We start from the raw sequence: 14,136 nt of genomic DNA on the forward strand, positions 1-14,136 counted from the left end.
TCCTTTTTCTTATAGCGTCTTTTCTATCAATATATCAATATAATTTTTCTACCTTCTTTTTTATTACCACAAAAATTTTCCCAACTTGGAAACGCCATATTCCCGTTGATTTATTTGAAATTTCAAAATAAACTCATTATTGCAGCCAAACAAATGCTGTACATACCAAAGTGGAGAGGAGAAACAAAATGAAAAAAAGAAAAATGCTTGGTTCTGCTTTATTAGCGTTATCAATGGGGGTTTCAATGTTTGCAACTGGTGCTAACGGTCAAGTCACTGATAAAAACGAATCATTCAGGGTAGTTATCAAAGGTCCAGGTTCGGAGATGTCTCAAGCTAAGCAAAATTTTGGAGTACGCTGGGATTTTGGAGCAGATGGTTTTACGACAAATGTAAATGAACAACAATATGAGGCATTATTAAAAAATAAAAACTTAAGTGTGGATAAAGTTCCAGAAGTTCACTTGGATCGAATTGAAAATGCATCAAAAGACAAAATCGGGGCCACAGCCATTACCTCTCTTCCTGATGATCGCACTCCATGGGGAATTCAAGCCATTTATAATGATCCATATATTACAAGTACTTCTGGTGGTTCAGGCATCAAAGTTGCTGTATTAGATACAGGTGTTTACATTAATCATTATGATTTACAAGGACAAGGCGAGCAATGTAAAGATTTTACGCAAAGTTCTTCCTCAATGGTTAATGGAACATGTACCGATCGAAACGGACATGGTACCCATGTCGCCGGAACAGTCCTTGCACATGGAGCATCTGATGGATTAGGAATCTATGGAGTAGCCCCTCAGGCAAAACTTTGGGCATATAAAGTTTTAACTGACAGCGGATCAGGATACTCTGATGACATTTCCGGAGCTATTCGTCATGCAGCTGATGAAGCAGTCAGAACAGGTTCAAAGGTAGTCATTTCTATGTCATTAGGTTCAAGCGGAAAGGATAGCATGATTGCTAGTGCAGTAGACTATGCATATAACAAAGGACTTCTTGTGGTAGCAGCTGCAGGCAATAGCGGTTATGCTGATAATACAATTGGATATCCTGGCGCACTTGTAAACGCAGTAGCCGTAGCAGCTTTAGAAAATGTTCAGCAAAACGGTACGTATCGCGTTGCTGACTTCTCCTCACGTGGTAATTCTGCAACTGATGGCGATTATGTCATTCAAGAGCGTGATGTAGAAATTTCTGCTCCTGGTAAAGACATTCAATCTACTTGGTATGATGGAAATTACAACACAATTAGTGGAACTTCGATGGCTACTCCTCACGTTTCAGGTCTAGCTGCAAAAATTTGGTCATCTAATTTAGCTTGGTCAAATGCCCAGCTTCGTGCAGAATTACAAAGAAGAGCTAAACTATATGATATTAAAGGCGGATACTATGCAACTACTGGAGACGATAATGCTTCTGGCTTTGGTTTTGCTAGAGTAAAATAATTTCTAAAACCTCTACGAAAAGCCATCTAATATTCTCTAGATGGCTTTTCCTCTAATTATTTTGTTTACTATGATTAAATGTTCTTTTTTTTATTCAGCATCTTCAAGTATTTCATCAAAAGCGGCTGATACTTTATCAAATTCCTCGTCACTTTCAATAGCCGAAAAATCACCATCTGAATCAACCTTTAAAAAGAAGATGTCGATATCTTCATCCGTATCTTCCTTTAAATCTTCGACAAAACTAACTGCAACATATGCAGTGTTATCCATTTCAAGTGATGCCAGAACTTCTACTTCTTGTTCTTCATTATTTTCATCACTAATTGTAAAAACTTCGCCTATTTCAATTTTTGCCATATATTTTATCGCTCCTCTTTTAAAAATAGTATCATGTACAGTATTTGTAATTGAAGTACTTTCAAACCTAAAATTAAATATTAACCCTTATCTGGTGTGTATTCGATTATATCAATATCAGTTTTTACTAAACCCATCTATACATTTTCTTCGATAAAGAATTGCTGTACGTTTTCAACAAATTGTTCTGCATTCTTTTTTATCGTTCCCTTTAATAATACGTCACCTATTGTTGCCAAGCGACCAGTCATTTGTAAATCCATGTCATAAAACACCTTAACTACTTGTGGCTCAATTTCTTCTAATTTTAATTTCATTTGACTACGAAATAAACCAGCTAGAGCTAATGGTTTCCCAATCATTTCAACTTCAATACTCTCATGTAAAATGGAATTTTTCAGTTCACCTTTTGCGTCAAAAGTCAATTTCATAAATTGAATTTTCACTTCCATTTTGGCTTTATATTCAGTCGGACTAATGGAAGTAACCTCCTCACAGCCGGGGACACATCTCCCTAAATTTTCTGCATTCATAAATAATTGCCATACATCTTCAATAGTCGCCGAAAGTAAAAAAGAATCTTGTACTCTCACTGTTTTCACCTCAACTATATATTTTGGTTATTCTTTAATCGTTTTGTAGCATCTAAAATAGCTTCCTTTACTATTTGTTGTGAATGAAGATGATCATCATTTCCTAATATCGTGCAACTTCCGAGAGCATAAATCCCTGGAATCGAAGTCGCGCCTATGTCATTTACGATGATTTCGTTATTCGAACTTCTTTCTATAGGAGTCTGCTTAAGAAAAATCGTACAAGGAATTCTTCCTCCTGAATAAAGAACAGAATCACACTTTATTTTTTCGGTAGTACCTTTTGAATCACACTCCACTTCTATTGATATAACTTTTTCTTTTCCCTCAACTCTAATCAGACGATTATCATGATAAGGTAACTTTTTTACATCCATTCCGTCATCGACCAAAATAGAATAGACAGCCTTATCGATTCGGTTTTTCTCAAATAGAACCATCTTTTCTCCAGGTATATAATCTTTACTCATTAATTTTAAAGCTAGTAAAGAAGTCATCACTCCTAAAGGTCTTGATCCAGGAATTTTCATACTTTCCCTAGGCTGCTGTAAAGAACCTGAAGCTATAATCACAATCGAAGCTTTTAACGTGATGGTTTCATTTGGGGTTTGAACATATAATTCATGTTTTTCTTTATTCGTTTCATCAGGGAAAAATCCAATGACAGTCGAGTTAAACCAAACTTCATATGGAGGGTATGATTTTGCCCATTCCAGCAATTGTTTTTCTTCATGGAACTCAGGTTGATTAAATAATGGAGATAAAAATCCACCTATATCTTTTTGAAAATCTAAAAGTAAGACCCTCTCAATTTCTTGTTTTTTTAACTCTTTTGCTGCAGTAAGTCCCGATATTCCTGCACCAATTATGACTACATCATAATCCATTATTTTTTCCCCCTCTTCAAAACAATTGAAGATTGTAATCCTTTATAGATTTCTTGTTTAGTAGGCTTCGCTTTGTTTATCATCTCTATTATACTTGGAATACAGCAGTTACCTTGACACTCACCAAGCATTGCACCAGTCCTTCTTTTAACACCATCTAAAGTAAAAGAGGCAAAAGGTCTATTGAAAGCATTTTCTATTTCACCTTTTGTAATAGAACGACAAAGACATACAATTTCACCTGGTTTCTCTTGTTGTAATAGCTCAGGTAATTCTTCCACAATCACTTCTTTGGGTGGCATTGTGACCCCTATTTTTGCAAATTGTTCAACTACTAACTTAGCAATTCCAGGTGAAGCAGAAATTCCAGTTGAACGGATTCCAGCTGCATGAATCATTCTTTGATTGACTTCAGATGGTCTTATCACATAGTCATTTGTACTACAAACAGCACGTAATCCAGCAAATTGTCTAATACTATCCATGTCAGTTACATTCGGAATTAATCGACTACATTCATGGGCAATATCTCTTATCCCGTTTATTGTTGTATCTCGATCCCACTTATCTTCTTGATCCTCAGCAGTTGGTCCTAATAAAAAACCCCCAAATACCACTGGAGAAACTAATAAGCCTTTTGATTTCTCGGTAGGAACGGGAAGAATAATTTGGGATATCTCAATAACCTCTTCCGTTAAAATAAATTGTCCTTTTCGGGGTTTAAGATTAAAGCTATAATCGCCAATTAGGTTAGCTATTTCATCTGCCCAAAGCCCCGCTGCATTCACAATATATTTAGTTGAAAATTTTTCACCATTATCGAGAGTAATGATAAAGTAATCATCATCAGAAGAACTTTCAATATTAGAAACACCTGAACCTAGTTTTATTTCGGCACCATTTAATACAGCAATCTCAGCATGGGCCCTTGTAGTCCAAAAAGGGTCGCAAATGCCCTCTCCAGGTATGAGTAAACCCCCAATAGCTCTGTCGGTTAAGGAAGGATTATAGGAAAACAGTTCATCTTTTTCTATCCATTCCACCTCTACCCCATTCGCGATAGCATTGGGTATATATTTTGCTAGTATCAATTCTTTCTCTTCTTCACTAGTTGCCACCATAACTGCCCCACAAGAGAGAAAAGGTATTTTTAATTTTTCTACCAATTTAGGCCATAATACTCGAGACTTTTCAAGGCAAAAAGCTTCAACCGAGTTAAGAGGAGCATCAAACCCTGTATGGACAATTCCACTATTCGCTTTACTTGCACCTTCACAGACATCATGATGCTTTTCTACTAACATGGTATCTAAATCATAAAATGAAAGTTCTCTTAAAATAGATGTACCCACCACACCACCACCAATAACGGTTACATCCTTGTCAATATGATGCATTTTATCTCCACCTCCTGTATTTGTTGGCAATATCCTTTTTTATTTCCTTATGTTACAAATGTAAATTTGGAATTTTAATCAATTAAAATTTATTGTTTATACGACTACTTAATAGCTCTAAAAAGAGGCTTACTCCTTTCAACGAGCAAGCCCCTATTTTAAGTTATATTTCCTTAACATTAAAATTACTATAATGAGTTGTGCATCCATCGTATTTTGCTTAAACCTAACTCTCCAATAAGTATTCTGTAACAAAGTCTATTCTCTCTTCCTCTTGTGGAGATATAAGTTCATGACCATATTCCGGGTAAATTTTTATTTTTTTCAATTTACTAGCTAAATGATTATAAACAGCAAAAACAGTTGATGGAGGTGTAACACTATCCTCTAAACCGATACAAAAAAGAGATGGACATGTTATAAAAGGAGCAAAATTCATGACATCAAAATAGCTTAAGTTCCTTAATATCTTTTCATAGTTTTTCATTTCAACATCTTTAAATTTAAAATAAGCTTGGATTTCCTGATATGGACCTGTAGAAATTTTTAAAGCTCGATCAAAATGAGCCAAAAAAGGATAGTCACTCATTAATATTTTTATATTTTGATTAAGAGCAGCTGCAACAATGGACAATGCACCACCTTGTGATTCACCAAAAACACCAATACGCTCATTATCTATATTTTCTAATTGGAAGACCCCATTCATACAAGTCAGTACATCTCTATAAACATTGGCATAATAATATTGTTCCTTTTCTTCTAATCCTAGTGTCATCCACCCTTGTATCTGTGTACCATTTGGATATTTTGCATAATCAGGAGAAAAACCTTGACCTCTCACCTCAAAACTTATGACCGATATTCCTTGCAATGCCCACTTTAAATATTGATGAACATGCCCACGGCTATCCGTATAACCATGAAAATGAACGAGAGCTGGTGTTCTGGTAGATGAATGCTCTGGCGTAATGAACCAAGCTCTCAATGGTGTCCCGTCCCATGAAAATAAATGCACGTCTGCAACCTTTACTTGTTTAACTGGGTAAGGAATCCACTTTAATTCAACCTTCGGATGGTTAGGTACTTGATTTTTCATACCTTGCCAAAACAAATCAAAATCTTCCTGACTTGTTAAAAGTGGTTTATAAACTAATAATTGTTCGATAGGAAAATCACCTACTTGACGAAGCATTCTATCACTCCTAGAAAAATAACACTCAGTTTTACCTACTGAACTTATAAAATATAATCTCTATTGAACATCTACATAAACTACTGCCGGGTCACGATTACTAGAATTCGGGTTATGCTTTATCTGGTGTTGAATGATCGTTCCATCTTCAAGATGTACCCATGTTTGAAACGTTTTGGTTTCTTCCTTTATCTCAATAACCCTAGCTCCTTTTGAAAAACCTTCTTTTCCATATGTGTTAAAACCGGTTGCCCTGCCATAACATAGGTGAATACCAAAAAGTTCGCCATTGAAGTCATTAACATGATCATGACCAACAAAAACACCTATCATATCCTGTCTTTCCACCATTGTGGAAAATAAACCTGAGTTAATTTTTGGACATCCTACGGCTTCTTGCTTAGAACCATAGCATGTATGGTAATCCCAAAGCTCATTAAATTCAGGTAAAGGAATATGAAAAAAGGATAGGGAAGGTATCGGTTCTCCGTTATTTAATTGTTGATAATGAATGGACTGCTTTATATACCAATCAATTTGATCTCGTTTTATCCAGTCATATCCACCAATATAGGCTGGAGCTGTTGTACCTGAATCAAAAAAATAGAGAGTAAATATTCTCTTCCCATTTTGATCGATGATTCCTAAATCAAAATTTCCAACTCCAGATAGATTCTCCTTTCCCCGTTGTGAAAAACAATTCGGAAAGCTTTCCTGTATTTTCATTAATTCAATTTTAGATATATTCCCCTCATCATCATGATTTCCAAAAATGATTGCCCATGGGATGTTTCTTTTTTCCATTGGAAGGATTGACATCGGAAAAATCAACTGTGGGTCCTTACATTTTTGCCCTCGAATGACATCTCCAGTAAGGACCACAAAATCAGGTTTCTCCCTATCTAGTATTTTTTCCATAGTCAGAATCGTGCACTGGTCAAGGCATGAACCGTCTTGTAGATGAAGGTCAGTGAACTGAACAATTTTAAAAGAGCCAGTATTATTCAGCCTTAGAAATTTCACAAAAAACACCTCATTTATAGGAGTTTCATAGGCTTATTTAATTTAGCTGATTCATATGCTGCCAAAGCAACCTCCATTGCTCTTAATCCATCCAATCCAGATATAGAAGGCTCTCTCTCCTCTTTCATACAAGATACGAAGTCACTTATGAGACCTTTATCCATATCATTGCCCCAAAACTCCCTACTAACTTTATTTTGTTTATCACTATAAAGTGTTAAGTGTTGGGCAAAAGCATCTATTCTTGTTGCTCCCTTTGTTCCAATGATTTCAAGTGTTACATCCCCCCAGGTTGGAAAGGAATGGCAACGAGACCAACTAGGATCATGAGAGGCAAAAACTCCATTTTCAAACTCCAACATTAACAGACCACAATCATCGATATCGATATCACTAAACTTTGTATCTACTTCAGCGTAAACCTCTTTTACCTCACTATTCATAAACCATCTCATCAAGTCGATGACATGTACGGTGTGGTCTAATACAGCGCCACCTCCTGATTGCTCTTGATCAACAAACCAACCACCAGGATTTTGCCCTCTATTCGTGCCTCTTAATGCAACAATCCTACCAAGGTCCCCATTTTCAATCATTTTCTTAACCCTTTGTACAGGGGCATTAAAACGAACAGGAAATGCAGTCTGAAGTTTAACATTGTGTTGTTTACAGGCATCAATTATTCTCCAAGCATCTTCCACTGTTGTTGCTAGTGGTTTTTCACAGAGAATATGTTTTTTCGCTTCTGCTGCTGCAATAGCTACTTCCATATGCTTGGCGTTTTCTGTACAAATGATCACAGCATCAATTTCTTCAGATAATAATTGGGAATAATGCCTAAAATATTTTGTACTGTATTGCTTAGCTGCAGCACGTCCTCTTTCTTCATTTTCATCTGCTATTCCATACAATTCGACTCCATCGAGTTCAACTAGACATTGTGCATAGCTATGCGCATGCATGTGTGCGAAGCTAACAATTCCTATTTTCATGTTTCTTCACCTCTTTATAGAAATACTGGCTGGCCAGTTTTAACAGATTCAAGTGCAGCAAGACTTATCTCTAGTGCTTTGTAAGCATCTTCAGGCGTTACGATAGGTTGTTTATCATAGAGAATACAATCCATAAAATGCTCTAGTTCGATTTGATAAGGATTTTTTTCTAAAGGACTTTCAGGAACAGCTACCCCTCCAGTTCCAACTGTTGAGCTTCTAAGAGATGATTTGATAGGTGCAACTTCATCACTATTAAAATGAATAATTCCATCTTTACCCACGATTTCAAGTTCTACCCTAAATCCTTCTGGATAAGCCCAAGTTCCTTCTGTATGGGCGATAATTCCATTTTTAAAACGTAAGCTTACAAGAGCATGATCCATACGATTCAAATCTCTTCCCCATTGACTCTTGGCATAGACACGTTCTACCTCCCCAAAGCACCACCTCATAAAATCAAAATCATGGATAATCATATCGACAATTAATGTTCCACACTTCTCATAATTTGCATACCAATCTTCCCATGCTTCAGGGAAAATACCACCCCTCATTGTTCTTACCATTCCTACTTCTCCTACTGAACCATTGACCACTAGCTCCCTAGCTTTTGAAAACTCTGGAAAAAACCGTAATACTTGAGCGATGAAAAGTTTTACACCTTCTCGCTTCGTAATCTCAATCATTTCTCTAGCTTGTTCTAACGTTCTCGCAATTGGTTTTTCACAAATAATATGTTTCTTAGCTTTTGCTGCTTTTTCTACATAATCCTTATGTAAATAAGTTGGTAAACATATATCAATGACGTCAGGTTTTGCTTTTTCAAGCATTTCATCGAAACTAGAAAAAGCAATCGTTCCGTTTCTTTCTGCTAGTGGCTCTGCAACATTCCTTCTAATATCTACAATTCCTACTAACTGTACAGATTTCATTTTGTTATAAGCATCTGCATGCACAGAACCCATTGTCCCTGCACCTAAAACGGCTACTTTAATCATCTTTTTCCTCCTTGAATAATGACTTCCATTGATTCTGATAACTCGTAAATGAACCTCTCAGTGAAATACTGATATGGCATGACCTCTGCTGTTACATAACCATCGTATTGGATGTCATTTAATGCTTTCATTACTTGAACCCAATTTACATCTCCATGCAATAAAGTGGTAAAACCGTGTATATTTCCCACATCTTTTCTGAAATCCTTCAAATGGATTCTCTGTATGGAAGAACCTAGTATGGAAATCCATTGTTCTGGAAAACCGAAGTTTAAAATATTACCAACATCAAAGTAAGCCTTTACATGAGTTGAATTTATTTCCTCTATAAATCGCTTCATTTCCAAGGGGCTTAATAAAAATTTATTCCATACATTTTCAATGGCGATGGTAACCTTGTTGTTTTCTGCATATTTAGCAAGATCGATTAATGATTCCTTTGCTACCTTGTATGCCTCGTCATAGTAAATATCTTCATTAACCATTCCTGGGACGACCAGTATCGTATCAATATCGAGCATTTTTGCCGTATCTATCATTCTTTTAATAACGTTTTGTGCCTTTTCCCTTACCTCCACATCTTTTGATGTTAATGGATATTTCCAAAATAGACCTGTTGAAAGACTGATTATTTCCAAATGATAGGAACTCACCAATTTACCTATCTCTTTAATCTCTTCAACGGTTGATTCAAGACTAAACATTCCACTTTCCTCTACATTTAATTCCACTCCATGAAAGCCAGCGGTATTTGCAAGCGTAAGTTTCTTTTCTAAAGACCATTGTTCTGGAAAGCACCAAAAATTGATTCCCTTTTTCAACCTATTTCCTCCTCTCTTAACTTCTTAACCAATTAATTTTCTGACTAATGAAGAATTTTTCCTTTTTATTTTATATATATGGTGATTTTTTCCTTAAAATGATAATATATTTTTATATAATGTAAAGGAGCTGATACATATGAACGTAAGCTTAAGCATGTGGAGTGTTCACAAATATTGGTACGATGGAGATTGGTCTGTAGTTGATTTTATTGATTTTGCTGGTAAATCAAATGCAACAGGTGTTGAATTACTTGATATTTTCTGGAAAAATCAAGAAGAAGAACTTCCTCTTGTCGAAGCAGCATTAAAGCAATATGATTTAAAAGTTCCTTGTTATGCTGCAAGTAATAATTTTGTGTCACACGATTCCCAGTACCGAGAACAACAATTGCAAGATTTAAAGAATGCTATTGATATGGCCGTTCATTTTGGTTCCCCTGTCGTTCGTATTTTCTCGGGAAATGTAAATGAAAATGTTACCTTTGAAGATGGAATGAAATATATAATGGAAGGTCTTGAAAAAGCAACCCGCTATGCTGAGAGTAGAAATATTACTCTATGTCTTGAGAACCATGGACAATTTGCTGGAAAAAGCCAACAAGTACTACAAATCATACAAACGATTGATTCCCCTGCATTAAAAAGTACATTTGATGCTGGTAACTTTTTATTAGTAGATCAAAATCCAAACGAAGCGATATTAGAATTAAAGGATGTTGTAAAGCACGTTCATATTAAAGACTTCTTAAAAGTGGAAGGACCTGTGAACCAATCCTTAAAATCCTTAAATGGTGATTATTATTTAGGTAGGGTTGCAGGTGAAGGAGAAGTTAATCTACCTTTCCTATTTAAAACCCTCAAAGATGCTGGCTACGATGGTTGGTACACAGTAGAATTTGAAGGTATTGAAGAACAAATGGACGGATCCATTCGTGCTATAGATAATACGATCGAACTGTTAAATAGTTGTAAGATTGAAACGATATAAAAGGAAGTTTAGTCCCAAGGCATATTGTCTTGGGTTTTTTACATCATTTCTTACCATTTTCCAATTCTAGTTTCTCGAAAATCCTATTAATAACATTGTATTGATAATAGGCTATTAAACTCCCTACACCAAAGATGAGAATTGGGAATTTAACGAGAAAATAAGTAGAAATACATCCTATTAATATAATTATGATGGTCATAAATGGATGCATCATGGCGATAACCAAAGAATTTTTCCAAACCCCTTGTGTACTAGTTCTAAAATGAACCATAACTGGTAAAAGATAAACTGAAGTAAATATAAAAAGGGATCCTGCAACACCAAACAATACTAAACCTAGCCAGGAAAAAGAACTAGTTATTCTATTGATAAAATAGAAATCTAGGAATAACACTAAGGTTAAAAAACTCCAAATTACCCCAGTCAGAAGACTTGATGCAAAATTTTCTTTAAATAGTCTTTTGAATGTATGAAATGTATCTATTTCTTCTTTACGAATCCATTTTCTAACTACACCAAATAAAGCAGCTGTTGCTGGCCAAAATGTAATAAGTGGAAGCGAGAATAATAACCATAATAGGTTTAAAAAAATGAATTGAAAAAAACTATTTAAAAAAAGCATCCACTTTTTATTAAGAATACTTTCATCCATAAACACACCTCGTTTATAAAAAGGAACTGCCATTTCTTCCTATGAAGAAATGACAGTCACCAAAGAAATTAAGTCAAAGGATTAGTAATCCATTTTTTGACTCCATTTTTCATATTCTTGCTTCCATTCTTTTTTGTACTCTTCCCATTTCCCTTTATCATTTAAATCTTTACGGTATTTTTCCCAAGTACTTTCAAATTCTTTCTCATTTTTAGCGACTAAGAATTTAGCACGGTATTCTGTTTCAATATCGTTAATGGCTGGAGTATATTTTTCAACAACTCCGCCTTTTAAAACAGGAACGCTGTCATAATTATGATTTTCACGTGATACACCTAGATCGCGTAAGAAACGTCCATTTTTCTGGTTTAATTTAAAGCTTACCTTTTCCCAAGTACTCTTATTTGTGGTGACATCATCTACGGATGTATTTGCTAAGAACCAAGGCTGTGCACCATATTCTTGTTCGCGGTTAACATCTCCTGATGTTAAATCGGCAACAACTTCGTCATTAAATGACCATGTTTGCTTATCATCTGACCAGTTCCACGCATACTTTGGTCCATCACCTGCTGGACCGAACTTCACAGTCATTAAATCGCTACCAAGTGCCCAATCAATATATTTTAAAGATGCTTCCATGTCAGCGCCCTTCATAATATATACTCCAACCCAAGGGAATGGACTTGAACCCTCTGCAGCTCCAATTTTATCTACACCGGCAACCTTAGGGAATGGAATCGCTTCAAATTTTGTAGACACGTCATTCATATCTTTAGCAGCTGCCCAAGGACCTGTTGCTAAATCTGTCATTTGACCAATATAAGCGGCTGCACTACCAGTGCTAATTTTTTGTAAAGTGATTTCTTTTTTGGCAGTTGGTGCTTCCTTATCTAGTAGACCTTCTTGATACATTTTGTTTAACCATTTCCAAGCTGCTTTATAGTTTTCATGATCTCTTGCAGCTACGAAATCTCCACCGTCATATGGTGAAAAACCATTTGCTTCATTAAAAGTATCTAAACCGAATGAAGATCCAACTGCTCTCCACCCTTGGAAATTTTGACCAATGGTTAGCGGAATAAGTGGATTTCCTTGAGGATCCTTTAATTTAGCAGCTTCTCTTAAAAATTTCTCGTAGCCTTCCATAGTAGCCAAGTCATCTTTAGTCATACCCACTTGTTCTAGTACGTCTGTACGTACCCAGAATCCCATTTGTCCCCAGTCACCAAACTTCTCCATATTATTATCCTGACCATCTAGTTCAATGAAGGTTGGAATGAAATAAGTATGACCATCTTCATTTTGAACATATTTCTTAACAATATCTGGAATTTTCGCTAAGTTAGGGTATTTATCCGGCATATTTAAATATTCTTCAATTGGTTCTGCAGCTTTTGCATTTAATAAATCTGCTTCTACATCGCCTTTTGGTCCAATTCCTACAAATACATCAGGTAATTTCCCACTCGTTAACAATAAACGTCTAGCAGTAGCTTCATCACCTTGCGTATAACTCCAGGTGGTATATACTCCTGAGGCTTCTGCTCTTAGTTCATCGAATATACCATCATTTTTCACTGCTGGAATCCAGTTAATATTGACATTTACATCAATCTTTGCTGTTTCCTGAACTTCTTCCCCTTTAGGATCTTCTTGCTTTTTGGTTGTTTCTTCTGTTGTTTTGGTACATGCTGCTAGAGAGAAAATCAATAGTGAACTCATTAAGGCCGTAAAAAACTTATTTTTCATTCTCTTTCCCCCTCATTGTAAAAATCCTAAAATCTATAATATCAAGCTCTTGATTTCTAAATATACGAGCTTGAGTATTACCCCTCTCACTACTCTTTTACTCCGCCAATCATAACACCCTTAACAAAGTATTTTTGTAGTAATGGATAAACGATTAAGACTGGCAAGGTCCCTAATATAACTACTGCCATTTTTAAAGCCATTGGTGTTATCGATCTACTTGCTGCTGCAACTGCTGCATCTGTACTAGCAGCTGCGGCTGCACTACCTTGTCTTAAGTTTTGGGCAGCATCTGCATTCATTAGAATGTTTTGCAAATAGGTTTGGAGAGGTTTTAAACTCATTTCATTCACAAAATAAGCACCATCAAACCAGCTATTCCAATGAGCAACGGCTGTAAATAGCGATATTGCAGCTAGCATTGGCATAGAAATAGGTACGACTATTTTCCAAAAAATAGTGAAAGGATTCGCACCATCCATTTCTGCCGCTTCAATCAGTGAATCCGGTATATTTTCAAAGAAGGATCTCATCACAATCAAATTCCAAATATTTAAAAGCCCAGGAATAATATAAACTAGGAAGCTATCAATTAATCCAAGCTCTCTTAGTTGAATATAATAAGGGATCAGCCCTCCACTAAATAACATTGGAATCAGAAAATATATCATTAATGACTTTCTAAATGGCAAGCCTCTGAAGGAAAGAGCGTATGCGCATAATCCTGTAATGACTACCGTTCCAATTGTTCCAATAATGGTTCGAGCTATCGATATGAGAAAAGCATCTTGAACTAACGGATTTGTTACCACGGTTTTGATATTAATCCAAGTAAATTCCCTTGGCCAGAGATAAATGCCTCCTTTAACAGAATCCAATCCTTCATTAAGGGCTAATGCAGTCATATAAATAAAAGGGTATACTGTCGAAATGGCCAATAAAGAAAGTAGGATTGTATTCATTACTCCAAAGGCTTTTTCTCCTTTAGAAATCTTCATTTTTTCTCCCTACT

General features: G+C 35.8%; 14 protein-coding genes. 2 read left to right on the forward strand and 12 right to left on the reverse strand.

Annotated elements, in window-relative coordinates:
• Positions 1 to 188 precede the first annotated feature (188 nt).
• Positions 189 to 1,457: a S8 family peptidase gene (locus ACSBPO_RS12715; protein WP_442593790.1), complete on the forward strand. Its 1,269-nt coding sequence runs from the start codon at positions 189 to 191 to the stop codon at positions 1,455 to 1,457.
• 90 nt (positions 1,458 to 1,547) lie between these two features.
• Here the strand turns inward: ACSBPO_RS12715 and ACSBPO_RS12720 are convergent, their stop codons facing one another.
• From ACSBPO_RS12720 to ACSBPO_RS12760, 9 genes are all read right to left on the reverse strand, one after another.
• Positions 1,548 to 1,817 (reverse strand): DUF1292 domain-containing protein, encoded by a 270-nt coding sequence (locus tag ACSBPO_RS12720; RefSeq protein WP_442593792.1) that lies wholly within the window; start codon positions 1,815 to 1,817, stop codon positions 1,548 to 1,550.
• A 137-nt stretch (positions 1,818 to 1,954) separates the two neighbouring features.
• Positions 1,955 to 2,410 carry a CoxG family protein gene (locus tag ACSBPO_RS12725; RefSeq protein WP_442593794.1) on the reverse strand — a complete coding sequence of 152 codons (456 nt, stop codon included), beginning with the start codon at positions 2,408 to 2,410 and terminating at the stop codon, positions 1,955 to 1,957.
• 14 nt (positions 2,411 to 2,424) lie between these two features.
• The gene (locus ACSBPO_RS12730) at positions 2,425 to 3,297 is read right to left on the reverse strand and encodes an NAD(P)/FAD-dependent oxidoreductase (RefSeq protein WP_442593796.1); all 873 of its coding nucleotides are present in this window, start codon (positions 3,295 to 3,297) and stop codon (positions 2,425 to 2,427) included.
• Positions 3,297 to 4,694 carry an NAD(P)/FAD-dependent oxidoreductase gene (locus ACSBPO_RS12735; protein ID WP_442593798.1) on the reverse strand — a complete coding sequence of 466 codons (1,398 nt, stop codon included), beginning with the start codon at positions 4,692 to 4,694 and terminating at the stop codon, positions 3,297 to 3,299. The genes ACSBPO_RS12730 and ACSBPO_RS12735 overlap by 1 nt, the downstream gene beginning before the upstream one ends.
• Positions 4,695 to 4,920: 226 nt before the next feature.
• Positions 4,921 to 5,889: an acetylxylan esterase gene (locus tag ACSBPO_RS12740; RefSeq protein ID WP_442593800.1), complete on the reverse strand. Its 969-nt coding sequence runs from the start codon at positions 5,887 to 5,889 to the stop codon at positions 4,921 to 4,923.
• Between the two features lie 60 nt (positions 5,890 to 5,949).
• On the reverse strand, positions 5,950 to 6,912 hold the full coding sequence (locus tag ACSBPO_RS12745) for a metallophosphoesterase family protein (RefSeq protein ID WP_442593802.1): 963 nt from the start codon (positions 6,910 to 6,912) through the stop codon (positions 5,950 to 5,952).
• A gap of 14 nt (positions 6,913 to 6,926) precedes the next feature.
• The gene (locus ACSBPO_RS12750) at positions 6,927 to 7,904 is read right to left on the reverse strand and encodes a Gfo/Idh/MocA family protein (protein WP_442593804.1); all 978 of its coding nucleotides are present in this window, start codon (positions 7,902 to 7,904) and stop codon (positions 6,927 to 6,929) included.
• A 14-nt stretch (positions 7,905 to 7,918) separates the two neighbouring features.
• Positions 7,919 to 8,905, reverse strand: a complete 987-nt coding sequence (locus ACSBPO_RS12755) for a Gfo/Idh/MocA family protein (RefSeq protein ID WP_442593806.1) — start codon at positions 8,903 to 8,905, stop codon at positions 7,919 to 7,921.
• Positions 8,902 to 9,726: a sugar phosphate isomerase/epimerase family protein gene (locus ACSBPO_RS12760; RefSeq protein ID WP_442593808.1), complete on the reverse strand. Its 825-nt coding sequence runs from the start codon at positions 9,724 to 9,726 to the stop codon at positions 8,902 to 8,904. Before ACSBPO_RS12760 ends, ACSBPO_RS12755 begins: the two co-directional genes overlap by 4 nt.
• Before the next feature lie 139 nt (positions 9,727 to 9,865).
• Here ACSBPO_RS12760 and ACSBPO_RS12765 point away from each other — a divergent pair, with 139 nt between their 5' ends.
• Complete coding sequence (locus ACSBPO_RS12765) at positions 9,866 to 10,717, forward strand: sugar phosphate isomerase/epimerase family protein (RefSeq protein ID WP_442593810.1); 852 nt, start codon at positions 9,866 to 9,868, stop codon at positions 10,715 to 10,717.
• A 43-nt stretch (positions 10,718 to 10,760) separates the two neighbouring features.
• Here ACSBPO_RS12765 and ACSBPO_RS12770 read toward each other — a convergent pair whose 3' ends face one another.
• The 3 genes from ACSBPO_RS12770 to ACSBPO_RS12780 form a co-directional block, all read right to left on the reverse strand.
• Positions 10,761 to 11,372 (reverse strand): YesL family protein, encoded by a 612-nt coding sequence (locus ACSBPO_RS12770; protein WP_442593812.1) that lies wholly within the window; start codon positions 11,370 to 11,372, stop codon positions 10,761 to 10,763.
• Between the two features lie 81 nt (positions 11,373 to 11,453).
• Entirely contained in the window at positions 11,454 to 13,124 is a 1,671-nt protein-coding gene (locus ACSBPO_RS12775) for a hypothetical protein (protein WP_442593814.1), read from the reverse strand.
• Between the two features lie 89 nt (positions 13,125 to 13,213).
• A complete protein-coding gene (locus ACSBPO_RS12780; protein WP_442593816.1) occupies positions 13,214 to 14,122 on the reverse strand; it encodes a carbohydrate ABC transporter permease in 909 nt (302 codons plus the stop codon).
• Positions 14,123 to 14,136 lie beyond the last annotated feature (14 nt).

It is taken from the genome of Neobacillus sp. D3-1R, from assembly GCF_052180215.1.
Classification (GTDB): domain Bacteria; phylum Bacillota; class Bacilli; order Bacillales; family Cytobacillaceae; genus Pseudoneobacillus.

Excerpts from the sequence above, each read along its gene's own strand:
- ACSBPO_RS12715 (WP_442593790.1), top strand. The coding sequence starts at position 189 with ATGAAAAAAAGAAAAATGCTTGGTTCTGCTTTATTAGCGTTATCAATG.
- ACSBPO_RS12720 (WP_442593792.1), bottom strand. The coding sequence starts at position 1,817 with ATGGCAAAAATTGAAATAGGCGAAGTTTTTACAATTAGTGATGAAAAT.
- ACSBPO_RS12730 (WP_442593796.1), bottom strand. The coding sequence starts at position 3,297 with ATGGATTATGATGTAGTCATAATTGGTGCAGGAATATCGGGACTTACT.
- ACSBPO_RS12735 (WP_442593798.1), bottom strand. The coding sequence starts at position 4,694 with ATGCATCATATTGACAAGGATGTAACCGTTATTGGTGGTGGTGTGGTG.
- ACSBPO_RS12740 (WP_442593800.1), bottom strand. The coding sequence starts at position 5,889 with ATGCTTCGTCAAGTAGGTGATTTTCCTATCGAACAATTATTAGTTTAT.
- ACSBPO_RS12750 (WP_442593804.1), bottom strand. The coding sequence starts at position 7,904 with ATGAAAATAGGAATTGTTAGCTTCGCACACATGCATGCGCATAGCTAT.
- ACSBPO_RS12755 (WP_442593806.1), bottom strand. The coding sequence starts at position 8,905 with ATGATTAAAGTAGCCGTTTTAGGTGCAGGGACAATGGGTTCTGTGCAT.
- ACSBPO_RS12765 (WP_442593810.1), top strand. The coding sequence starts at position 9,866 with ATGAACGTAAGCTTAAGCATGTGGAGTGTTCACAAATATTGGTACGAT.
- ACSBPO_RS12770 (WP_442593812.1), bottom strand. The coding sequence starts at position 11,372 with ATGGATGAAAGTATTCTTAATAAAAAGTGGATGCTTTTTTTAAATAGT.
- ACSBPO_RS12775 (WP_442593814.1), bottom strand. The coding sequence starts at position 13,124 with ATGAAAAATAAGTTTTTTACGGCCTTAATGAGTTCACTATTGATTTTC.
- ACSBPO_RS12780 (WP_442593816.1), bottom strand. The coding sequence starts at position 14,122 with ATGAAGATTTCTAAAGGAGAAAAAGCCTTTGGAGTAATGAATACAATC.